The organism is Variovorax sp. PBL-H6 (genome assembly GCF_901827155.1).
Lineage (GTDB): Bacteria > Pseudomonadota > Gammaproteobacteria > Burkholderiales > Burkholderiaceae_C > Variovorax.
On sequence record NZ_LR594659.1, the window covers coordinates 405,744 to 425,462 of the forward strand.

Annotated in this window: 27 protein-coding genes; 21 read left to right on the top strand and 6 right to left on the bottom strand. The window is 66.0% G+C overall.

The annotated features are described in order from the left end of the window. Positions 1-147: 147 nt before the first annotated feature. The 11 genes from rplC to G3W89_RS02010 all read left to right on the top strand — a co-directional run bounded on the left by rplC (position 148) and on the right by G3W89_RS02010 (position 5,738). Entirely contained in the window at positions 148-819 is a 672-nt protein-coding gene (rplC, locus tag G3W89_RS01960) for a 50S ribosomal protein L3 (RefSeq protein WP_162572533.1), read from the top strand. Positions 820-831: 12 nt separating this feature from the next. Then, a complete protein-coding gene (gene rplD, locus G3W89_RS01965) occupies positions 832-1,452 on the top strand; it encodes a 50S ribosomal protein L4 (protein WP_162572534.1) in 621 nt (206 codons plus the stop codon). Between the two features lie 5 nt (positions 1,453-1,457). Next, positions 1,458-1,784: a 50S ribosomal protein L23 gene (gene rplW / locus G3W89_RS01970; protein WP_174258301.1), complete on the top strand. Its 327-nt coding sequence runs from the start codon at positions 1,458-1,460 to the stop codon at positions 1,782-1,784. A gap of 2 nt (positions 1,785-1,786) precedes the next feature. After that, positions 1,787-2,611: a 50S ribosomal protein L2 gene (rplB, locus tag G3W89_RS01975; protein ID WP_162572536.1), complete on the top strand. Its 825-nt coding sequence runs from the start codon at positions 1,787-1,789 to the stop codon at positions 2,609-2,611. An 11-nt stretch (positions 2,612-2,622) separates the two neighbouring features. Continuing rightward, positions 2,623-2,901 carry a 30S ribosomal protein S19 gene (gene rpsS, locus G3W89_RS01980; RefSeq protein ID WP_062478874.1) on the top strand — a complete coding sequence of 93 codons (279 nt, stop codon included), beginning with the start codon at positions 2,623-2,625 and terminating at the stop codon, positions 2,899-2,901. 9 nt (positions 2,902-2,910) lie between these two features. Then, the gene (gene rplV / locus G3W89_RS01985) at positions 2,911-3,243 is read left to right on the top strand and encodes a 50S ribosomal protein L22 (RefSeq protein ID WP_019657678.1); all 333 of its coding nucleotides are present in this window, start codon (positions 2,911-2,913) and stop codon (positions 3,241-3,243) included. A 15-nt stretch (positions 3,244-3,258) separates the two neighbouring features. Continuing rightward, positions 3,259-4,173, top strand: a complete 915-nt coding sequence (gene rpsC, locus G3W89_RS01990) for a 30S ribosomal protein S3 (RefSeq protein WP_162572537.1) — start codon at positions 3,259-3,261, stop codon at positions 4,171-4,173. A 28-nt stretch (positions 4,174-4,201) separates the two neighbouring features. After that, the gene (gene rplP / locus G3W89_RS01995; RefSeq protein WP_068674864.1) at positions 4,202-4,618 is read left to right on the top strand and encodes a 50S ribosomal protein L16; all 417 of its coding nucleotides are present in this window, start codon (positions 4,202-4,204) and stop codon (positions 4,616-4,618) included. 57 nt (positions 4,619-4,675) lie between these two features. Next, positions 4,676-4,879, top strand: coding sequence for a 50S ribosomal protein L29 (gene rpmC / locus G3W89_RS02000; RefSeq protein ID WP_068674931.1), 204 nt, complete (start codon positions 4,676-4,678; stop codon positions 4,877-4,879). Positions 4,880-4,888: 9 nt separating this feature from the next. Next, positions 4,889-5,158 (top strand): 30S ribosomal protein S17, encoded by a 270-nt coding sequence (gene rpsQ, locus G3W89_RS02005; protein WP_162572538.1) that lies wholly within the window; start codon positions 4,889-4,891, stop codon positions 5,156-5,158. A gap of 73 nt (positions 5,159-5,231) precedes the next feature. Further along, on the top strand, positions 5,232-5,738 hold the full coding sequence (locus G3W89_RS02010; protein WP_162572539.1) for a peroxiredoxin: 507 nt from the start codon (positions 5,232-5,234) through the stop codon (positions 5,736-5,738). Positions 5,739-5,750: 12 nt separating this feature from the next. On the opposite strand, the gene G3W89_RS02015 is transcribed toward G3W89_RS02010, so the two are convergent. Beyond that, positions 5,751-6,341 carry a GNAT family N-acetyltransferase gene (locus tag G3W89_RS02015; RefSeq protein ID WP_162572540.1) on the bottom strand — a complete coding sequence of 197 codons (591 nt, stop codon included), beginning with the start codon at positions 6,339-6,341 and terminating at the stop codon, positions 5,751-5,753. Continuing rightward, on the bottom strand, positions 6,338-7,051 hold the full coding sequence (locus G3W89_RS02020) for a cytochrome b/b6 domain-containing protein (RefSeq protein WP_162572541.1): 714 nt from the start codon (positions 7,049-7,051) through the stop codon (positions 6,338-6,340). The genes G3W89_RS02015 and G3W89_RS02020 overlap by 4 nt, the downstream gene beginning before the upstream one ends. A gap of 154 nt (positions 7,052-7,205) precedes the next feature. On the opposite strand from G3W89_RS02020, the gene G3W89_RS02025 reads away from it, so the two are divergent. Further along, the gene (locus G3W89_RS02025; protein WP_162572542.1) at positions 7,206-7,652 is read left to right on the top strand and encodes a c-type cytochrome; all 447 of its coding nucleotides are present in this window, start codon (positions 7,206-7,208) and stop codon (positions 7,650-7,652) included. Positions 7,653-7,694: 42 nt separating this feature from the next. Here G3W89_RS02025 and G3W89_RS02030 read toward each other — a convergent pair whose 3' ends face one another. Continuing rightward, complete coding sequence (locus G3W89_RS02030) at positions 7,695-8,192, bottom strand: TlpA disulfide reductase family protein (protein WP_162572543.1); 498 nt, start codon at positions 8,190-8,192, stop codon at positions 7,695-7,697. Positions 8,193-8,289: 97 nt separating this feature from the next. Between G3W89_RS02030 and G3W89_RS02035 the strand changes: the two genes are divergently transcribed. From G3W89_RS02035 to G3W89_RS02075, 9 genes are all read left to right on the top strand, one after another. Beyond that, entirely contained in the window at positions 8,290-8,871 is a 582-nt protein-coding gene (locus G3W89_RS02035) for a hypothetical protein (protein ID WP_232076272.1), read from the top strand. A gap of 322 nt (positions 8,872-9,193) precedes the next feature. Beyond that, on the top strand, positions 9,194-9,649 hold the full coding sequence (locus G3W89_RS02040) for a PTS sugar transporter subunit IIA (protein ID WP_162572544.1): 456 nt from the start codon (positions 9,194-9,196) through the stop codon (positions 9,647-9,649). Then, positions 9,618-9,887 (top strand): HPr family phosphocarrier protein, encoded by a 270-nt coding sequence (locus G3W89_RS02045; protein ID WP_068674839.1) that lies wholly within the window; start codon positions 9,618-9,620, stop codon positions 9,885-9,887. Before G3W89_RS02040 ends, G3W89_RS02045 begins: the two co-directional genes overlap by 32 nt. Continuing rightward, a complete protein-coding gene (gene ptsP / locus G3W89_RS02050; protein ID WP_162572545.1) occupies positions 9,884-11,692 on the top strand; it encodes a phosphoenolpyruvate--protein phosphotransferase in 1,809 nt (602 codons plus the stop codon). Before G3W89_RS02045 ends, ptsP begins: the two co-directional genes overlap by 4 nt. 102 nt (positions 11,693-11,794) lie before the next feature. Beyond that, positions 11,795-12,259, top strand: coding sequence for a Spy/CpxP family protein refolding chaperone (locus tag G3W89_RS02055; RefSeq protein WP_162572546.1), 465 nt, complete (start codon positions 11,795-11,797; stop codon positions 12,257-12,259). Between the two features lie 58 nt (positions 12,260-12,317). Further along, positions 12,318-12,725, top strand: coding sequence for a DUF4260 domain-containing protein (locus G3W89_RS02060; RefSeq protein WP_162577279.1), 408 nt, complete (start codon positions 12,318-12,320; stop codon positions 12,723-12,725). Between the two features lie 115 nt (positions 12,726-12,840). Further along, positions 12,841-13,527, top strand: a complete 687-nt coding sequence (locus G3W89_RS02065) for a response regulator transcription factor (protein WP_162572547.1) — start codon at positions 12,841-12,843, stop codon at positions 13,525-13,527. Beyond that, entirely contained in the window at positions 13,524-14,819 is a 1,296-nt protein-coding gene (locus tag G3W89_RS02070; RefSeq protein ID WP_232076273.1) for a HAMP domain-containing sensor histidine kinase, read from the top strand. Before G3W89_RS02065 ends, G3W89_RS02070 begins: the two co-directional genes overlap by 4 nt. 91 nt (positions 14,820-14,910) lie before the next feature. Then, the gene (locus G3W89_RS02075; protein WP_162572548.1) at positions 14,911-15,954 is read left to right on the top strand and encodes an NADP-dependent oxidoreductase; all 1,044 of its coding nucleotides are present in this window, start codon (positions 14,911-14,913) and stop codon (positions 15,952-15,954) included. Between the two features lie 22 nt (positions 15,955-15,976). Here G3W89_RS02075 and G3W89_RS02080 read toward each other — a convergent pair whose 3' ends face one another. From G3W89_RS02080 to G3W89_RS02090, 3 genes are all read right to left on the bottom strand, one after another. After that, a complete protein-coding gene (locus G3W89_RS02080) occupies positions 15,977-16,828 on the bottom strand; it encodes a DMT family transporter (RefSeq protein ID WP_162577281.1) in 852 nt (283 codons plus the stop codon). Positions 16,829-17,070: 242 nt separating this feature from the next. After that, the gene (locus G3W89_RS02085; RefSeq protein WP_162572549.1) at positions 17,071-18,195 is read right to left on the bottom strand and encodes an SLC13 family permease; all 1,125 of its coding nucleotides are present in this window, start codon (positions 18,193-18,195) and stop codon (positions 17,071-17,073) included. Beyond that, a complete protein-coding gene (locus tag G3W89_RS02090) occupies positions 18,176-19,699 on the bottom strand; it encodes a class I adenylate-forming enzyme family protein (RefSeq protein ID WP_162577282.1) in 1,524 nt (507 codons plus the stop codon). Before G3W89_RS02090 ends, G3W89_RS02085 begins: the two co-directional genes overlap by 20 nt. Positions 19,700-19,719: the final 20 nt, after the last annotated feature.

Here is a 19,719-nt window from a genome sequence, read left to right on the forward strand (position 1 = left end):
CGAAAGCCTCGGGAGCTATAATCTTTGGCTCTGCCCAATTTGCGCACGCTAGGCGCTACTTGGGGCAGACCTTTATCAACCTTCTTCCGCATACCAAACGCTGTCGCCAATTGAAGTGGCAGCGGCGGGAGTCTTGGAGAAAAAACCATGAGTCTGAGCAACTCCCTCGGGTTGCTGGGCCGCAAGGTGGGGATGATGCGTCTCTTCACCGATGATGGGGACGCTGTTCCCGTCACGGTGGTGGATGTGTCCAACAACCGCGTGACCCAGATCAAAACCCAAGAGACCGACGGCTACGTCGCGCTGCAGGTGACGTTTGGCTCGCGCAAGGCGTCGCGCGTTACCAAGCCCGAAGCAGGTCATCTCGCCAAGGCCGGCGTCGAAGCGGGCGAAATCATCCAGGAATTCCGCCTCACCCCCGATGCGGCTGCCCAGCACAAAGCTGGCGGCGCGATCGCCGTGGGCAGCGTATTCGCAGTGGGCCAGAAGGTCGACGTGCAGGGCACCTCCATCGGCAAAGGCTACGCCGGCACAATCAAGCGCCACAACATGTCCTCGCAGCGCGCCTCGCACGGCAACAGCCGTTCGCACAACGTGCCGGGCTCCATCGGCATGGCGCAGGACCCCGGCCGGGTTTTCCCGGGCAAGCGCATGACGGGTCATCTCGGCGACGTTACCGTGACGACCCAAAACCTCGATGTGATCCGTATCGATGAAGCGCGTCAGCTGCTTCTGATCAGGGGCGCGATTCCGGGTGCGAAGGGTGGCTTCGTGACCATTCGCCCAGCCGTCAAGGCCAAGACCGCGCCGGCGGCCTAAGGAGCAAAAGCAATGCAACTCGAACTCCTGAACGAACAAGGTCAAGCCGCGTCCAAGTACGACGCGCCGGAGACTGTGTTCGGCCGTGACTACAACGAAGACCTGGTGCACCAGGTGGTGGTCGCCTACCAAGCCAATGCTCGCCAGGGCACGCGTGCCCAGAAGGACCGCGAGCAGGTCAAGCATTCCACCAAGAAGCCATTCAAACAAAAGGGAACGGGCCGCGCCCGTGCCGGTATGACTTCCTCGCCGCTGTGGCGTGGGGGTGGCCGCATCTTCCCGAACATGCCTGACGAGAACTTCTCACAGAAGATCAACAAAAAGATGTATCGCGCCGGCATGGCGTCCATTTTTTCGCAGCTTGCACGCGAAGGCCGGGTGGCGGTGGTCGAATCGATCAAGGTCGATTCCCCCAAGACCAAGGCGCTGGCTGCCAAGTTCAAGGCGATGAATCTCGAGTCCGTGCTCGTGATCGCCGAGGAAGTCGACGAGAACCTTTACTTGGCTTCTCGCAACCTGATGAACGTGCTCGTGGTCGAGCCGCGTTACGCCGACCCGGTGTCGCTGGTTCACTACAAGAAGGTGCTGGTCACCAAGGGTGCCGTCGACAAGCTCAAGGAGATGTTCGCATGAGCCGCATGAATCCTACGCCTCAGCAGCGTCAGTTCGACGAAGGTCGTCTGATGAACGTGCTGGTCGCACCGATCGTGTCCGAAAAGGCCACGATGGTCGGGGAGAAGTCGAATGCAGTTACTTTCAAGGTGTTGCAGGACGCCACCAAGCCCGAGATCAAGGCGGCCGTCGAACTGATGTTCAAGGTCGAAGTGAAAGGCGTGTCCGTGCTCAACACCAAGGGCAAGAGCAAGCGCTTTGGCAAGTCGGTCGGCCGCCGCGACAACGTTCGCAAGGCCTACGTCACGCTCAAGGCCGGTCAAGAGCTCAATCTGGTCGGGGAGGGCGCTTAATTATGGCTGTCATCAAGATGAAACCGACTTCGCCGGGCCAGCGTGGCGCGGTGAAGGTCTCGCGGGACCACCTGTACAAGGGTGCGCCGCACGCTGCCCTTCTGGAGCCCCAGTTCCAAAAGGCCGGCCGCAACAACAACGGCCACATCACGACCCGTCACAAGGGCGGCGGCCACAAGCACCACTATCGTGTCGTGGACTTCGTGCGCAACAAGGACGGTATTCCGGCCAAGGTCGAACGCATCGAGTACGACCCGAATCGCACCGCCCACATCGCGCTCGTCTGCTACGCCGACGGCGAGCGCCGCTACATCATCGCTCCGCGCGGCTTGGAAGCCGGCGCAACGCTGCTGAGTGGTGCCGAAGCGCCGATCCGCGCCGGCAACACATTGCCTATCCGCAACATCCCCGTGGGTTCGACGATCCATTGCATCGAGCTGCAGCCTGGCAAGGGCGCGCAGATCGCCCGCTCGGCTGGTACCTCGGCCACGCTGCTGGCCCGCGAAGGCGTCTACGCCCAGGTCCGCATGCGTTCGGGCGAAGTGCGCCGCGTACACGTCGAGTGCCGCGCGACCATCGGTGAAGTCGCCAATGAAGAGCACAGCCTGCGCCAGCTTGGCAAGGCCGGTGTGAAGCGCTGGATGGGTATTCGCCCGACCGTTCGCGGCGTGGTGATGAACCCGGTCGACCACCCGCACGGTGGCGGCGAAGGCAAGACTGGCGAAGGCCGCCATCCTGTCGATCCGTGGGGCAATCTCACCAAGGGTTATCGCACCCGCAACAACAAGCGCACGCAGGTCTTCATCGTGTCGCGTCGCAAGAAGTAAGGGACAGCACAATGACTCGCTCTCTCAAGAAAGGTCCCTTCGTCGACCATCACCTGGTGGCCAAGGCCGACAAGGCTGTGACGAACAAGGACAAGAAGCCGATCAAGACATGGTCGCGCCGCTCGATGGTTCTGCCGGAGTTCATCGGCCTGACCATCGCCGTGCACAACGGCAAGCAGCACGTGCCTGTCTACATCACCGACCAGATGGTCGGGCACAAGCTCGGCGAATTTGCGCTCACGCGTACGTTCAAGGGGCATCCCGCGGACAAGAAAGTCCAGAAGAAGTAAGGAACGACCATGTCTGAAACACGTGCAGTCCTCCGCGGCGTCCGCCTTTCGGTCGACAAAGGCCGGCTGGTCGCCGATCTGATCCGCGGCAAGAAGGTCGATCAGGCGCTCAACATTCTGCAGTTCACGCAGAAGAAGGCCGCTGTGATTGTGAAGAAGGTGCTCGAGTCGGCGATCGCCAATGCCGAGCACAACGACGGTGCCGACATCGACGAGTTGAAGGTCAAGACCATCTACGTCGAGCAGGGCGCCACGCTCAAGCGCTTCACCGCGCGCGCCAAGGGCCGCGGCAACCGCATCAGCAAGCCCACGTGCCACGTGTACGTGACGGTGGGCAACTAACAGGCTGGAACACATATGGGACAGAAAATCCACCCGACCGGCTTCCGCCTTGCGGTCAGCCGTAACTGGTCCAGCCGCTGGTACGCAAGCAACCGCGACTTCGCGGGCATGCTGGCCGAAGACATCAAGGTCCGCGAGTACCTGAAGAAGAAGCTCAAGAACGCCTCCGTGTCGCGCGTCATGATCGAGAGGCCTGCCAAGAACGCCCGCATCACGATCTACTCGGCACGTCCGGGCGTCGTGATCGGCAAGAAGGGCGAGGACATCGAGAACCTGAAGCGCGAGCTCGGCAAGCAACTGGGCGTCCCAGTTGCCGTGAACATCGAAGAAGTGCGCAAGCCGGAGATCGATGCACAGCTGATCGCCGACAGCATCACGCAGCAGCTCGAAAAGCGGATCATGTTCCGCCGCGCCATGAAGCGCGCCATGCAGAACGCCATGCGTCTGGGCGCCCAGGGCATCAAGATCATGTCGGCCGGCCGCCTGAACGGCATCGAAATAGCCCGCACCGAGTGGTACCGCGAGGGCCGCGTGCCGCTGCACACGCTGCGCGCCGACATCGATTACGGCACCTCGGAAGCCAAGACCACCTACGGCGTCATTGGGGTCAAGGTCTGGGTCTACAAGGGTGACACGCTGGGACGCAACGACCTGCCCGCCGTCGAGACCCCGCGTCCCGAAGAAGAGCGCCGCCCGCGTGGCCCTCGGCGCGATGGCCGTCCAGGCGGCGACCGCCCGGGGTCGGATCGTCGCGGCGGCCCTCGTGCCGGTGCCCGCGGCCCGATCGGCGGCAACGTCGCCCCGGCCGACGGCAGCGACAAGCCCGCAGAAGCGACCGGCGCACAGCCGGGTGCAGACTCGAAACCCGCCGTTAAGCGCGTCCGCAAAGCCGCGCCCGCTGCAGCAGCGGACGGTGCCAAGAACGAGTGATCGTTCTTAGAACTACGGAGTAAGAAAAATGCTGCAACCTGCACGCAGAAAGTTCCGCAAGGAACAAAAGGGCCGCAACACCGGCATCGCGACCCGCGGCAACGCGGTGTCCTTCGGTGACTTCGGCCTCAAGTCGATCGACCGTGGCCGCCTGACGGCACGCCAGATCGAAGCCGCTCGTCGCGCGATTTCGCGCCATGTGAAGCGGGGTGGCCGCATCTGGATCCGCGTGTTTCCCGACAAGCCAATCTCTACCAAGCCCGCCGAAGTGCGGATGGGAAATGGCAAGGGCAACCCCGAGTACTACGTGGCCGAAATTCAGCCCGGCAAGGTGATTTACGAGATCGTCGGCGTGCCCGAAGAACTCGCCCGCGAAGCGTTCCGACTGGCTGCCGCCAAGCTGCCGCTGCGCACCACCTTCGTCGCGCGCCAGCTCGGCGCCTGATCGAGGAGAACACTGATGGCAACACGTAAGAAGAAGGACACGGCGGCTTCGGCCAAGGTGTCGAAGGCCGCAGCGTTGCGCGACAAGGACGTCGCCGCGCTGCAGACCGAGATCAAGGATCTGCAGAAGGCTCATTTCGGCCTGCGCATGCAGAAGGCTACTCAACAGCTGTCGAACACGGCCACGCTGCGCGTCACACGTCGCGACATCGCCCGTGCCAAGACCATTCTTGCGCAGAAGCAGCAAGAATCCGCCAAGTAAGGAGTGACCATGACGGAAGCTAAAAAATCCCTCAAGCGCACCCTGATCGGCAAGGTGGTCAGCGACAAGCGTGAAAAGACCGTGACGGTGCTCGTCGAGCGCCGTGTTAAGCACCCGATCTACGACAAGATCGTGATGCGCTCGAGCAAGTACCACGCCCATGATGAAAAAGGCGAGTACAAGATGGGCGACCTGATCGAGATCACCGAGAGTCGGCCGATCTCCAAGTCCAAGAACTGGGTGGTGACCCGCTTGGTCGAGAAGGCTGTCCTGGTCTGATCGCAGCGGCAACGCAGTCAAAGCAAAAGCGGCCCACAATGTGGGCCGTTTTTCTTTTTCAGGAGCACACTCCATGATCCAAGTCGGTGACACCCTTCCATCCGCCACCCTGCAGGAATATTCCGAGGTCGAAGGCGAAGGCTGCAGCATCGGGCCGAACCCGGTCGACGTGAGCAAGGCCGTAGCCGGCAAGACGATCGCGATTTTCGGTTTGCCCGGCGCATTTACGCCGACCTGCTCTGCCAAGCACGTGCCAGGTTACGTGCAAAACCATGAGGCACTCAAGGCCGCAGGGGTGGACGAGATTTGGTGCGTGAGCGTCAACGACGCTTTCGTAATGGGCGCCTGGGCGCGCGACCAGAAGACCGGCACCAAGGTGCGTATGCTGGCCGACGGCAGTGGCGCGTTTGCGAACGCGACCGGACTCACGCTGGACCTGACGGCGCGAGGCATGGGGGTGCGCAGCAACCGCTATTCGATGCTGGTGAAAAATGGCAAGATCGCCTCGCTCAACGTCGAGGCGCCAGGCAAGTTCGAGGTCAGTGACGCCGAGACGCTGCTCAAGCAGGCGCGCGGCTGAGCGCTCACGTGCTTAGAGCTCTGCCTTGAGATAGTGCGCCCCGGCAATGGGGTTGTGATAGTAGGGCGGGACCTCCACGAAGCCGAGGTCTTCGTAGAGCTCGCGGGCCGATTCCATGTCGTCCAGGGTGTCCAGCAGCACGCACGCGTAGCCAGCGCCGCGTGCCGCGTCCAGGATCGCCTCGGCCATCTGGCGGCCGAGCCCGAGGCCGCGAAACGCCGGGCGCACATAAAGCCGTTTCATCTCGGCGGCGTTCGGATAGTCGGCCGTGTCCAGTGGGCGCAGCGCGCAGCAGCCGGCCACGTAGGCCATACCGCCGTGCGCGCGACGCATCATGGGTGCATCGATCTGCGAGGAGGACGCGCCGCTGCCTTCAACGTCGACCAAGGCCAGCAGCAGCGCGCCGCGCGGCTCGGCGTAGTCCCCGGGCAGCGTGGCCAGCTCCTCGTCGAAATTCTGAAAGCACAGGTCAATCTCCAGCGAGGCCGCGTAATCCCTGAAGATCGCCTGCGTGGCTTCGATCTCGTGCGGCGCGTCCGGCGTTACCAGGACGATGTCGGGCGTGCCTTCCAGAGGTAGCGGTCGGGAGATGGAATAGCTCATGCTCGGAGCGAAGCAATCCATGTCGCGAACGCTGCGCATGCCACGAAAACCATCAAGGCCAGCAACCGGGACGCGATGTCGTCCCGGCTGGGCGCTGGGCTGCTGTCCGGGACCGGTTTGTCGCCGAAGATCATCGGCCTTACCAACGGATGACGCTTGATCGCCACATAGAAGAGCACTGCCAGCACGTGCAGGCTCACCAACGCAATCGCGAGCCACTTGCCGAACGTGGTGTGCCAGGCGGTGGCCAAGCTGACCGTCGCGCCCGAAACGAAACGCGTGAGCGGCCCCGAGGCCATGATCTCGTCGTCAGCGATCAAACCGCTCGCCACCTGCAGTGCCAGGATCGCCAACAGCGCGAAAACCGAGAGCGCGCCGAGCGGCGTGTGCCCGATGAGGTGGTCCGGATGCGCACGTCCGCGCAGATAGTTCAGGATCGAGCGAGGCGAATAGGCGAAGGCGGCGAAGCGCGACCATCGCCCGCCGATGAAGCCCCAGACCACACGAAACAGCAACAGCGAAAGCACCGCGTAGCCCACCCGGAAGTGCCACTCCATGGCCCCGCCGAAGCCGGTGGCGAGCTGTCCGGTCACCGCCCCCGCAAGGGCCCAGTGAAACACGCGTGTTGGCAGGTCCCACACGCGGGTGTGGGTCACGCTGACTTCGTCCAGGCTCGCGGAGCGCGAAGAGGACTCAAGGGCGGGCGGCATCGGGAGGGCTGGGCGCGAAGCGTCGGAAGGCGCAGATTAGCAAAGTCGAAGCCAGTGCGACTACGGGTTGTCGCTATGCACGCCCCACGATGACGCGCCACTAAACTGGCGCGCCGCCGTTCTCCTGGCGTTGCTTCAAGAAGAAAGAACCACGATGAATCGCCTTGCCTCCATGATCCTTGCTGCGGCTGGTGCCGCGCTGTCCCTGCCCGCGATCGCCCAGTTCGCAAAGCCCGAGGACGCCATCAAGTACCGCCAGAGCGCGATGTTCATGCAGGGATACCACATGAGCCGCCTGGGCGCCATGTCCAGTGGCCGCGCGCCCTATGACGCCGCGAGCGCCACGTCGAACGCCGAGATGGTGGCGCAGATCTCGAAGCTGCCGTGGATCGGCTTCGGCGCCGGCATGGAGGGCGGCAAGGCCAAGCCGGAGATCTGGAAAGAGCAGCCGAAGTTCGGGGAACTCAGCGACAAACTGGTAAGCGAGACAGGCAAGCTCCTGGTCGCTTCGAAAGCCGGTAACCTGGATGCACTCAAAACCGCGGTTTCGGCGGTCGGCGAGACCTGCAAGTCCTGCCACGACACCTTCCGCAGCAAGTGAAGGCAAAGGCCGTGTTCGAATGACACCACCCCCGGCGCTGGACTACGCTTCGGCGAGCAGCTTCTCGATGAGCCGGTGCAGCTCGGCAAAGTCGGGCTCGCCCACATAGCGCTTAACGATCTCGCCGCGCTTGTTGACGACGTAGGTGGTGGGCGTCAGCTTCACGTCGCCCCAGGCCTGGGCCACCGCACCGGTGTTATCGATTGCCACCTTGAAAGGCAGCTTGCGCGTCTGGGCGAAGTTCACGACATAACTGGGCGGGTCGTAGCTCATCGCCACCGCCAGGGTGTCGTAGCCTCGGTCCTTGTACTTGTCGTAGGTGGCGATGACCTTCGGCATCTCGGCCACGCAGGTGACGCAACTGGTGGCCCAGAAATTGACCAGCGTAACCTTGCCCTTCAGATCTTCCGTGCTCTTCTTGCTCCCGTCGAGCAGCACGAAGCTGGAGGCGGGAGCCGCCGAGACGCCTGTATTCAGGTACACGCCGACGCCAGCAATCAGGGCGATTGCGATGGCGGCGACGGGGACAAGCTTTTTCATGGGCGAGAAGATAGATGGGCGGACGTCATTTTAGTTCCGGCAGCCATGCCGCGCGCGCCCACCTGAGGGCGCCTTTGCCTTCCTCCCGGAAGGCGGCTTGATAATCGTTGCTTCCGATGCCGTGCCGCTGCCGATGCCGATGCCGTTCCGTTCTCGATTGCCGCCCCTCGTCCTGCTCGCCGCTGCCCTCGGCGCCTGCAGCCCGGTCTTCAACTGGCGCGAAGTCCCGATCGCGGATGACGGGCTGGTCGCGCTGCTGCCCTGCAAGCCCGACCGCGCGACCCGCAACCTGCCGCTGGGTAGCGGCAGCACATCGATCGCCGTGGACATGACCGGCTGCGAGGCCGGCGGCGCCACCTTCGCGGTGGCCCATGCCACCGCTGAGGACGCGGGCCAGGCCGAAAGCTGGATGCGCGCCTGGCGCATCGCCACCCGCAACCAGCTGGCCGGCGCGACGGTGGCTGAAGTCCCTGCCACGCTGCCGCGCGCCACCACCTCCCCGGCGCCAGTGCGCCTCGAGGTGCGGCAAGAGGGCGCTGGAGACCTTGCGTCCACTCGGATGCTCTGGTTTGCCCAGCAACGGGGCGGCAAGACGGCGCTTTACCAAGCCACCGTGCTGGGCAGCCCCACGTCGGCAGATGCGGCGACCGTCTTTTTCGAGGGCCTGCGGCTCCCATGAGCCGCACGGCCGAAGGCGAATAGCACCGCAGCCGAAGGCGAAGGTACTCCAGTGAGCCGCACGGCCGTTCGAAGGCGAATAGCACCGCAGCCGAAGGCGGAGGTACTCAAGTGAGCCGCACGGCCGCTCCGAAGGCGAATAGCACCGAGCCAGAAGAAGGTCGTCCAGTGACTCGCACGGCCTCACTCGACCTGCTGAGGTTGCCGGCTTTCGATGCGGTGTTCCGGGGCGCGCTGGGACTGTCTATGAAATGCTGTTTGTTATCTTATTTCTACTTCCACTGGGCGCCCCCGCATAATCGACGAACCCGCCGTCAACTCGCATGAACAGCATCTTCATCATTGCCCATTCGCCGCTCGCCCAGGCGTTGCGGCAGTGCGCTCTGCATGTGTTCCCCGACAGCGAACCCTCGATTGCGGCGCTCGACGTGCTGCCCAACGTGTCCCCCGACGAAACCCTCGCGGCGGCACGCATCACCTTGGCCCAGCTGGAGCGCACGCCTCGCTCGCAGGTGCTGGTGCTGGCCGATGTGTTCGGCGCCACCCCCTGCAACGTGGCGCAGAAGCTGGTCGACGGCGTGCGCTCGCGTCTGGTGGCCGGCGTCAATCTGCCGATGCTGCTGCGTGCCGTAAGCTACCGCAACGAGCCCCTCGAGACGCTGGTGCAGCGTGCGCTAACCGGTGGCACCGCGGGGGTGATGCAGGTGGCCGTGGCGGCACCCCAGAATCAGGCAAGAAGAAAGCACAGTGATCAAGACATCCGTGACCATCAGCAATAAGCTGGGTCTGCATGCACGGGCCTCGGCCAAACTCACCAAGCTCGCAGGCAGCTATCCATGCGAGGTCTGGCTCGCACGCGGCGACCGGCGGGTCAATGCCAAGAGCATCATGGGCGTGATGATGCTGGCCGCGGGAATCGGGGTGACGGTCGAGATCGAGACCGATGGCGAGCGGGAGCAGGAAGCGATGGATGCGATCGTCGCGTTGATGAACGACAAGTTCGGAGAAGGCGAATGACTTTTGCCGTCCATGGGCTGCCCGTGGCCCGTGGCATTGCGATCGGACGCGCCGTGCTCGTGGTCTCGAGCCGCCTGGACGTTGCCCACTACTTCATCAAGCCGGAAGAGGTCGAGACGGAGATCGATCGCGTGCGCATCGCGCGCAACGCGGTCGCCGAGGAACTGCAGAAGCTGCAGGCCAGCGTGGCCTTGATGGGCCCCAACGACGCGCCCCATGAACTCGCTGCGCTGCTCGAGGTGCACCTGATGCTGCTGCAGGACGAGGTGCTGACCGGCGGCGTCAAGCACTGGATTGTCGAGCGTCTCTACAACGCCGAGTGGGCGCTGACCACCCAGTTGGAGGTGGTCGCGCGCCAATTCGACGAGATGGAGGACGAGTACCTGCGCGAGCGCAAGGCCGACCTCGAGCAGGTGGTCGAGCGCCTGCTGCACCGCATGAAGGGCACCGCCGCGGTGCTGGCTCCCACGCCGCCGCGGCGCAAGCGCACCGCCGATGACGAGGACAGCGACCCGACCGCCCGCGACGCCATCGATGCTCCCCTGGTGCTGATCGCCCACGACCTTTCCCCGGCCGACATGCTGCAGTTCAAGAAGAGCGTGTTCGCCGGCTTCGTTACCGACGTGGGCGGACGCACCTCGCACACCGCGATCGTCGCCCGCAGCATGGACATCCCGGCCGTGGTCGGGGCGCGCAGCGCCAGCCAGCTGGTGCGGCAGGACGACTGGGTCATCATCGACGGCGATGCCGGCGTGGTGATCGTCGATCCCTCGCCGATCATCCTGGCCGAATACGGATTCAAGCAACGCCAGGGCGACCTCGAGCGTGGCCGGCTGGCGCGCCTGCGCCACAAGCCGGCCGTCACGCTGGACGGCCAGAAGGTCGACCTGCTGGCCAACATCGAGATGCCCGAGGACACGATCGGCGCGGTGAAGGCTGGCGCGGTCGGCGTTGGCCTGTTCCGCAGCGAGTTCCTCTTCATGGGCCGCGAGGCCCAGCGCATGACGCGCCTGCCCGACGAGGAAGAGCAGTACCAGGCCTACCGGCGCGCCATCGAGGGCATGCAGGGCATGCCGGTCACCATCCGCACCATCGACGTCGGCGCCGACAAGCCGCTCGACGGCAAGATGATGCGCGACGACGAGTCCCACCTCAACCCGGCGCTCGGCCTTCGCGCGATCCGCTGGAGCCTGGCCGACCCTGCAATGTTCCTGACCCAGATCCGCGCGATCCTGCGCGCGGCGGCCCATGGCGAGATCCACCTGCTGATCCCCATGCTTGCGCACGCCAGCGAGATCCGTCAGACGCTGGCGCTGATCGACTTTGCACGCGCCGAGCTCGACAACCGCGGTGTCGTGCATGGCAAAGTCAAGCTGGGCGCAATGATCGAGGTTCCGGCCGCGGCGCTCACCCTCAAGATCTTCCTCAAGCATTTCGACTTCCTGTCGATCGGCACCAACGACCTGATCCAGTACACCCTGGCCATCGATCGCGCCGACGAATCCGTGGCTCATCTCTACGACCCTGCCCACCCGGCCGTGCTGCGCCTGGTGGCCGAGACCATTGCCGAGTGCCGACGCCAGGGCAAGGGGGTGAGTGTTTGCGGCGAGATGGCGGGCGACGTCGCCTTCACGCGCCTGTTGCTGGGCATGGGCCTGCGCAGCTTCTCGATGCACCCTTCGCAAATTCTGGCGGTCAAGCAGGAGGTGCTGCGCGCGGACACGAGCAAATTGCAGGCGTGGACGCAGCAGGTGCTCGAGGCCGACGACCCGGCCAGCCTGATAGCGCTCGCCGCGCCGCAATAAAACGAAACACGCCGAAACTGCCACGAAAGGACTTCGAGGCGGCCGGATTGCACCATCGAGTCTCCCCTGATCGATCCCGATCGCACTGGAAGGAAGACTCTCATGAAACCCTGGTTCAAACGCTCTCTCTTTGGTTTTGCCGGCGCGGCGCTGGTTGCCAGTAGCCTTGCCGGTTGCTCCAGCCATCGCCACGGTTGGGGCGGCGGCTCCGAGCAGGACCGCGCCGAGTTCCGCGCCCGCATGGTCGAGCGTGTCGGCAGCAAGCTGGAGCTCGATGCCACGCAGAAACAGAAGCTCAATGTGCTCGCCGAGAAGATCCAGGCCCAGCGCCAGGCGCTGCGCGGCGGCGGCGATCCGCGCGCGGAATTCCGCGCCTTGTTCGCCGGGGCCAAGCTCGATCAGGAGCGGGCGAAGAAGCTGGTCGGGGACAAGACGGCTGCAATCCAGGCCGGCAGCCCGGAGGTGATTGCGGCGGCAGCCGACTTCTTCGACAACCTGAATCCCACCCAGCAGCAGAGGGTGCGCGAGTTCATGGAGCGCGGCCGTCGCTGGGGCCACCGTGGCTGATCTTTCCGCACCACTGCTTCCGGTCGAGAGGCGCTCGAACCCGCCGCGGTCGCGGCCGATGTCGGACACGCACAGCACGCCATCCGGCGCAGCGCAGGGCGGCGTGCGCATCCTGCTGCGGCTCGAAGGCCTGGTCGTGCTCGCAGCAGCGGTGGCCGCCTACGTGCACCTCGGCGCAAGCTGGGCCGCCTTCGCCATGCTGTTCCTGCTGCCTGACCTGAGCTTCCTCGGCTATCTCGCCAGCTCTCGAATGGGCGCCGCCGCTTACAACGCGGCGCACTCGTACATCGGCCCGGTCGTCTTGCTGGGCCTGGGCCTGATCAGCGGCACGCCGGCCGTGGTGGCGCTCGGCCTGGTCTGGAGTGCGCACATCGGCCTGGACCATGCCTTGGGCTATGGCCTCAAGTACGGAAGCGAGTTCGGTCTTACCCATCTCGGCCGCGTCGGCCCCACAGATCCATGGTGAGCACCGCGCCGCATGACGGATTCCGCCGGCCACGCGCAAGGCGGGTCTTCGCGCTGAGATGGCGGCCGGCCTGATCGCCAGCCTGCTCTTCGCCCGTAGGCACAATCCCCATCGCATGCCCCGCATCCTGCTGATCGACGACGACGAGCACCTGGCCGCGCCGCTGGCGAGCTACTTTGCGCGCTTCGACTGCGTGCTCGAGAGCGCGCAGCGGCCCAGCGAGGGCTTGGCCAAGCTGCGGGCCCAGGCCTACGACTGCGCCATCCTCGACGTCATGCTGCCCGAGATGGACGGCTTTGCCCTGTGCCGCGAGATCCGCAAGGACAGTGACATCCCCATCGTGATGCTGACCGCCCGCGGCGACGTCATGGACCGGGTGGTCGGCCTCGAGCTCGGCGCCGACGATTACCTGCCCAAGCCCTTCGAGCCGCGCGAACTCGTGGCGCGGGTGCAGACCATCCTGCGCCGCCAGCGCGCAGTGCCGGCCGTGGCGCCTGCCCAGCGCCGGGTCTTCGAAGGCCTCTCGATCGACCTCGACCGGCGGGAGGTGCTGCGCCAGGGCGAGCGCGTGGAGCTGACCGGCACCGAGTTCGAACTGCTCGCCCTCCTGGCCGACCCGCCAGGCAAGGTGTGGAGTCGTGACGACATCCTCAACCGGCTGCGCGGCCACGAGGCCGAGCTCTACACCCGCGCCGTCGACATCGTGGTGAGCCGCCTGCGCAAGAAGCTGGAGCCGCTGGACTGCATCAAGACCCTGCGCAACGCAGGCTACATGCTCGCGGTCGGCAAGAGCGATCCGTGAACCGGCGCCCGCATTCGCCCCGCCACTGGCGCCGACGCTGGCGGCATTCGCTGCGCCTGCGGCTGATCACCGTCTTTGTCCTGCTCGCCATGGCGATGGCGGCGGTGTTCCTGGGCGGCATGCAGCGCGCCTTCTCCAACGGCTGGCGCGAGGCGGCGCAGCCACTGGTGGGCGACTACATGGACCGGCTGGTCGCCGAGCTCGGCTCGCCGCCCGATGTAGCGCGTGCCGAGGCGCTGGTCACGCGGCTGCCGATCTCGATCCGCATCGAGGGGCCGGTGGTCAACTGGGACTCGCATCCGCAGCGCCGCTGGCGCAACTTCGGCCCAGGCCGAGGCGACTGGCTCACGCGCAGCACCACGGACGGGCATCGCATCAGCTTCGGGCTCGGCACGCTGCCGTGGCAGCGCGAGCCGCACGGCATCGGCTGGATCACGCTGGCCCTGCTGCTTGCACTCATCGTGCTCGCCTATGCCTACGTGCGCCGCCTGCTGCGCCCGCTCGACGATATCCGCGACGGCGCCGAGCGCTTCGGCCGCGGCGCCTTCGACCAGCCGATTCCGCTGCGCCGGCACGATGAGCTGGGCGACCTGGCGCAGCGCATCAACACCATGGCGCATGACATCCAGGGCATGCTCGATGCCAAGCGCGCGCTGCTGCTCGCGCTGAGCCACGAGCTGCGCTCCCCGCTCACGCGCGCCCGCCTCAACGCCGAGTTGCTGCCCGCCACGCCGGAGGGCGAGACGGAGCGCGCGGCACTCCTGCGTGACCTGGCCGAGATGCGCGACCTGATCAGCGACCTGCTCGAAAGCGAGCGCCTCGCCAGCCCGCATGTGGCGCTTCAGCGCGAGCCGGTCGACCTGGCGGCGCTGGTGCGCGATGTCGTGGCCGAGCATCCCGAGGGCGGGTGCGTCGTGCTCGACATCGCAGAAGACCTGCCCGCGCTCGCGGTCGACCGCCTGCGCATCCGTCTGCTGGTGCGCAACCTGCTCGAGAACGCGTTGCGCTACGGCGTCGATGCGCCCGAGCCGCCGCGCATTGCGCTGCGCGTGGCGGAGCGGAGCGGCATCGAGCTCGAGGTGCGCGACTTCGGCCCTGGCGTCGATGCCGCTCAGCTGGAGCACTTGACCGAGCCCTTCTACCGCACCGACAGCGCACGCCAGCGCGCGACCGGCGGCGTTGGGCTCGGCATGTACCTCTGCCGCCTCGTGGCTCAGGCGCATGGCGGCTCCCTGATGGTGCGCAACGCCCAGCCCGGTCTGGCGGTCAGCGTCGTGCTGCCTGGCGCCTGAACCAGCACGCACCTTGTCGCCTGTGCTACCGCCGTGTCGTCCGGCCGGGGCTACGATCCTTCCCCGAACATCGCAGGCAGGAGACAAACCCATGAGCAGCACTCTCAGCAATCGCCAGGTCCGCCTCGCCAAGCGCCCCGAAGGCGCGGCCACCCGCGACAACTGGCAGTTCACCACCGAGCCGGTCGGCGAACCGGCGGAGGGCGGCGTGCTCGTCAAGACCCTGTCGCTCTCGCTCGACCCCGCCATGCGCGGGTGGATGAACGAGGGCAAGAGCTACATCCCGCCGGTGGAGATCGGTGCCGTCATGCGTGCGGGCGGCGTCGGCCGGGTGATCGCATCGCGTCACCCGGCCTTCGCGGTCGGCGACACGGTGTACGGCACGCTGGGCGTGCAGGAATACATCCTGATCCCGCAGGAAGAGGTCAAGCGCAGCGGGCTCACCAAGGTCGACCTGCGCGCCGGCTCGATCACGCAGTGGCTCAACGTCCTGGGCATGCCGGGCATGACCGGCTACTTCGGCCTGATGGACATCGGCCAGCCGAAGCCTGGCGAAACGGTGGTTGTCTCGGGCGCCGCCGGCGCGGTCGGCCAGACGGTGGGCCAGCTCGCGAAGATCAAGGGCTGCCGCGCAGTCGGCATCGCCGGCGGGGCGGAGAAATGCGACTGGGTGGTCAAGGAGCTCGGCTTCGACGCCTGCATCGACTACAAGGCCGGCCCCTCGGCCGTGCGCGACGGCCTCAAGGCGCACTGCCCCAAGGGCATCGACATCTACTTCGACAACGTCGGCGGCGAGATTCTCGACGCCGCGCTGGCCCGACTGGCGCGCGGCGCGCGCATCATCATCTGCGGCGCCATCAGCCAGTACAACAACGCCAACAGCGCTCCCGCGCAAGGCCCGAAGAACTACCTGAGCCTGCTGGTCAACCGGGCGCGCATGCAGGGCATGGTGGTGTTCGACTATGTCGACCGCTACCACGTCGCCGTGGCCGAGTTGGCGACCTACCTGAAGGATGGCCGCATGAAGAGCCGCGAGGACGTGGTCGAGGGCATCGACACCTTCCCCGAGGCGCTCACGCGGCTGTTCACGGGGCAGAACTTCGGCAAGCTGGTGCTGCAGGTGGCGAAGGACTGATCGAAAGCGGGTGCCCGGCCCGTCAAGCCCGTACCCGTGATCCCATCACTGCTGCTGACAAGATCAGGAACGCCGCCAATGCAATGGTCCAGCTCAGCGGCCGCTGAGTAACTACCATCAGCAGCGCCGTCGAGGCGAGCGGCGTGATGTAGCTCAGGATTCCGATCTGCCGCGCGTCGCCGCGCTTGAGCGCCATGTCCCAGAGGAAGAAGGCCGCGCCCAATGGGCCCAGGCCGCACAACGAGACCAGCAGCCAGTCGGACGCCGTGAGCGACGCCTGCGGTTCCAGCAGCGCATGGCAGACGAGCGCGAGCACGCCCGACACCAGGCCGAACAGTCCAATGGCCGCTGTCGGGAATCCGGCAACACGCTTCGTCCATAGCGAATAGCTGGCCCAGATGAATGCCGAGCCCAGTGCTGGCAGGAAGCCCCAGTAGGTGGCATCGGTGGTCGCCGGCCCTGCGTTGCGCGCGCCGAGGATCGCGATCGCGGCGCCCGCGAAGCCGAGCAGGGCTGCCACCATATGCAGTGGGCGCAGCGACAGACCCGGCAGCAGCACCGGTGCCAGCACGACCATGAAGAGCGGCCAAAGATAGTTCACCAGGTTTGCCTCCACGGGTGGCGCGTGGCGCAGCGCGATGAAGAGCAGGAAGTGAAAGCCGAACAGGCCGTAGATTCCCAGCGCGAGCGTGCGCGGCGGCACGGCCCAGGCCTTGCGGTTGCGCAGCACTGCCGGCCAGCTCATCACGCTGCCGATCATCAGCGCAAGCCCGGTCAGCAGGAAGGGCGGCAAGTGCGAGAGCGACGCGCCGAGTGAGGCGAGCGTCCCCCAGAGGGCGATGGCGGCGAGGGCGTACAACGTGGCGGCGGACATGCGCCTGAGCTTAAAGCAGAGCTCGTCGTCAAACGAGAGCAATGGCGTGGTGTCGTCGAACTGCATGGATCGTGCCGCTCGTCCAACTGCTCAGCCGGCCGAGCGCTGCTGCCGCATGGTGAGCGAGAAGCGCGCCGACGGATGGAGGGTGACTGTCACGTCGATCGTCTCGCCCTCCGCGTCGAGGTAGCGGCGCACGACCTGCATGGGCTGGTCGACCCCAAGCCGATGGCGGGCGTCGGCTAAAGCCTGAGGAGCAGGGCCGATGCCGCGCATACCAGCAGAAACGGGATGCTGATGCGGTGGAATTCGCGCAAGCCGTGCTGCACCTTCGCCAACCGCAGCGCGATCAGGTTGGCCAGCGAACCCAGCACGCAGCCGAATCCGCCAACGCTGACGCCGGCGGCGAGCGCGGGCAGGTCGTGCACGTAACGGTCCAGAAGGATCGTGGCCGGCACATTGCTGATGAACTGCGAGGCGGCGATGGCGGCCAGGTAGGCGCGCCAGCCCTCGCTGATCGGCCATTGCTGCAGCAGCGCGGCGACCGTCGGCAGCTCGGCCAGCTGGCGCAGATCGATGAACATCAGTGCAATGATCGCGAGCAGCACCCAGTCGATGCCCAGCAGCACGCGCGGGCGCAGCAGCAGGAAGGTACCGAACACCAGCCCGAGACCGGCGAGCAGCCAACGCTGGTCGAGTGCGATGACGAAGACGATGAAGAGCAGCGCTGAAAGCGCCAGCAAGCGCGGCTGCACCGGCTCGGCATCGCTCGCCGGCTTGAGCTGGATTTCCACTCGCGGCGCCAGGAAACGTACCGCGGCGAAGAGCCAGAACAGCATCACGGCCACCGTGGGCGCCATCATGCCCATGAAGCCAAGAAAGCTCTCGCCGGAGCGGTGCCAGAGGTAGAGGTTCTGCGGATTGCCGATCGGTGTGAGGGCCGAGCCTGCATTGACGGCCAACGCCTCCAGCACCACCAGCCGGGCCAGCGGCAGGTGGGCCTGCGCGGCCAGCACCCTTGTGAGCGGCACCAGCAGGAACAGGCTGACGTCGTTCGTCACGAGCGCAGAGAGCCCGGCCGCGCTCGCGACGAGGAAGAAGACCAGGTGGCGCAGCTCGGTGGTCCGCGCGAGCATTCGCGCCGCCACGGACTGCAGCATGCCGCTGCGCTCGACGCCCTGCGTGATGGCGAGCAGGCCGGCCAGCGCGCCCAGCGTCTGCCAATCGACCAAATTCAGATAGTCCAACGGACCGCGCGGCTGCACGACCGCAAAGCCCGCGGCTACCGCCAGCAGCACCCAGAGAAGCCCGTGGCCGCCGCCATGCTCGGCCGCGGGAGGCTCGGCTTCAGTGGGCGTCGCGCTCACGAAGCTCGCGTTTCAGGACCTTTCCGATCGCGCTGCGCGGGAGTTCGTCGAGCAGGTGCAGGCGCGCGAGCCGTTGAGTCTTGCCAAGCTGGGCGTTGGCCCATTGCAGCAAGGTCGCGTCCGGGGTTTCGTCACCGGCACGGCGCACGACGAAGGCCACCGGCGTCTCGCCCCATTGCTCCGAGGGCACGCCGACCACCGCGGCTTCGGCCACCGCAGGATGGCCGCGCAGCACCGCCTCGAGATCGCTCGGGTAGATGTTGAACCCGCCGCTGATGATCATGTCCTTCTTTCGATCGAAAAGGATGAGGAAGCCGTCCTCGTCGAAGCGGCCGATGTCGCCGGTGCGGATGAAGCGCTTGCCCGCCGGATCGAACCACTCGGCTTCGCGCGTCTTCTCGGGCTGGCGGTGGTAGCCGACCATCATGCCGGCCGAGTGGCCCACCACCTCGCCCGCCTCGCCGCGCTCGACCTCGCGGCCGGATTCGTCGATCAGGCGGATGTCGCTGCCCTCGGCTGGCTGGCCGACGGTGTGCAGCTTGCCGGGGTGCAGATGCGCTTCCAGGATGCAGGTGCCGCCGCCCTCAGTCATGCCGTAGAACTCGACCAGGCCGCCAGGCCAGCGCTTGAGCACGTCGGCCTTGAGCGCCGCACCGAACGGCGCACTGGTGCTGAACTTGAAGCGGAAGCTGGAAAGATCGTACGTGTCGAATTGCGGATGCGCCATCAGTCGCTGGTACTGCACCGGCACCAGCATCGTGTGCGTCACGCGGTGCTGCTCGGCGAGCTTCAGGTAGCCGGCGGCATCGAACTTCGGCATCAGCACCACGCAGCCGCCGTGGGCCAGGGTCGGGAAGAAGACCACGAGCGTGGTGTTGGAGTACAGCGGCGTCGACATCAGTGTCACGGTGTCCTGCCCGTAGCCGTACTTCGCGCCGCGCTGCACATGGGCCCAGCGCATGCCGTGGCCCTGCACGATGCCCTTGGGCTCGCCCGTGGTGCCGGAGGAATAGATGATGTTGAAGGGCCAGGAGGGCTGCGGCTTGACGGAGACAGGCTGCGATCCGGCCGGTGCAAGCCATGCTTCGAAAGCCTGCCCGGCCTCGGAACCGTCGAGCGCAATGCGCGCGATGCCGTCCTGAGCCGCTGAGCCGATCACCTCAGCCGCCGCGGCATCGAGAAAGAGGATGCGCGCCTGCGCATCTTCGATCATCCTTGCAAGGCTGGCGGGCGTGGAGCCGGGCGCCAGCGGCGCTACCGCGATGCCGGCCCGCAATGCGCCGAGGAACAAGGCTGCGTAATGCGTGCTCGACGAAGCGCAGATCGCAATGGCATCGCCGGGGCGCAGCCCGTCACGCTGCAGGGATGCCGCGATGCGGTCCATCAACGCATCCAGCGTGCCATAGTCCAGCGTGAGTTGGGCATCGACAAGCGCGGGCCGGGACGGTGCTTCCTGCGCATGCAGGCGGATCAGCTCGGCGATGACGCCGAACTCGCGTGCCATCGCGGCGTCGATTGCGCTCA

Bases quoted from the DNA above. Each gene is read 5' to 3' on its own strand.
- G3W89_RS02030 (WP_162572543.1), bottom strand. From the start codon at position 8,192: ATGAAAAAGCTTGTCCCCGTCGCCGCCATCGCAATCGCCCTGATTGCT.
- rplP (WP_068674864.1), top strand. From the start codon at position 4,202: ATGCTGCAACCTGCACGCAGAAAGTTCCGCAAGGAACAAAAGGGCCGC.
- G3W89_RS02090 (WP_162577282.1), bottom strand. From the start codon at position 19,699: ATGGCACGCGAGTTCGGCGTCATCGCCGAGCTGATCCGCCTGCATGCG.
- rplV (WP_019657678.1), top strand. From the start codon at position 2,911: ATGTCTGAAACACGTGCAGTCCTCCGCGGCGTCCGCCTTTCGGTCGAC.
- G3W89_RS02060 (WP_162577279.1), top strand. From the start codon at position 12,318: ATGTCGGACACGCACAGCACGCCATCCGGCGCAGCGCAGGGCGGCGTG.
- G3W89_RS02025 (WP_162572542.1), top strand. From the start codon at position 7,206: ATGAATCGCCTTGCCTCCATGATCCTTGCTGCGGCTGGTGCCGCGCTG.
- G3W89_RS02065 (WP_162572547.1), top strand. From the start codon at position 12,841: ATGCCCCGCATCCTGCTGATCGACGACGACGAGCACCTGGCCGCGCCG.
- G3W89_RS02015 (WP_162572540.1), bottom strand. From the start codon at position 6,341: ATGAGCTATTCCATCTCCCGACCGCTACCTCTGGAAGGCACGCCCGAC.
- rpsQ (WP_162572538.1), top strand. From the start codon at position 4,889: ATGACGGAAGCTAAAAAATCCCTCAAGCGCACCCTGATCGGCAAGGTG.
- ptsP (WP_162572545.1), top strand. From the start codon at position 9,884: ATGACTTTTGCCGTCCATGGGCTGCCCGTGGCCCGTGGCATTGCGATC.
- G3W89_RS02075 (WP_162572548.1), top strand. From the start codon at position 14,911: ATGAGCAGCACTCTCAGCAATCGCCAGGTCCGCCTCGCCAAGCGCCCC.
- rpsC (WP_162572537.1), top strand. From the start codon at position 3,259: ATGGGACAGAAAATCCACCCGACCGGCTTCCGCCTTGCGGTCAGCCGT.
- rpsS (WP_062478874.1), top strand. From the start codon at position 2,623: ATGACTCGCTCTCTCAAGAAAGGTCCCTTCGTCGACCATCACCTGGTG.
- G3W89_RS02010 (WP_162572539.1), top strand. From the start codon at position 5,232: ATGATCCAAGTCGGTGACACCCTTCCATCCGCCACCCTGCAGGAATAT.
- G3W89_RS02080 (WP_162577281.1), bottom strand. From the start codon at position 16,828: ATGTCCGCCGCCACGTTGTACGCCCTCGCCGCCATCGCCCTCTGGGGG.
- G3W89_RS02040 (WP_162572544.1), top strand. From the start codon at position 9,194: ATGAACAGCATCTTCATCATTGCCCATTCGCCGCTCGCCCAGGCGTTG.
- rplC (WP_162572533.1), top strand. From the start codon at position 148: ATGAGTCTGAGCAACTCCCTCGGGTTGCTGGGCCGCAAGGTGGGGATG.
- rplB (WP_162572536.1), top strand. From the start codon at position 1,787: ATGGCTGTCATCAAGATGAAACCGACTTCGCCGGGCCAGCGTGGCGCG.
- rplD (WP_162572534.1), top strand. From the start codon at position 832: ATGCAACTCGAACTCCTGAACGAACAAGGTCAAGCCGCGTCCAAGTAC.
- rplW (WP_174258301.1), top strand. From the start codon at position 1,458: ATGAATCCTACGCCTCAGCAGCGTCAGTTCGACGAAGGTCGTCTGATG.
- G3W89_RS02055 (WP_162572546.1), top strand. From the start codon at position 11,795: ATGAAACCCTGGTTCAAACGCTCTCTCTTTGGTTTTGCCGGCGCGGCG.
- G3W89_RS02020 (WP_162572541.1), bottom strand. From the start codon at position 7,051: ATGCCGCCCGCCCTTGAGTCCTCTTCGCGCTCCGCGAGCCTGGACGAA.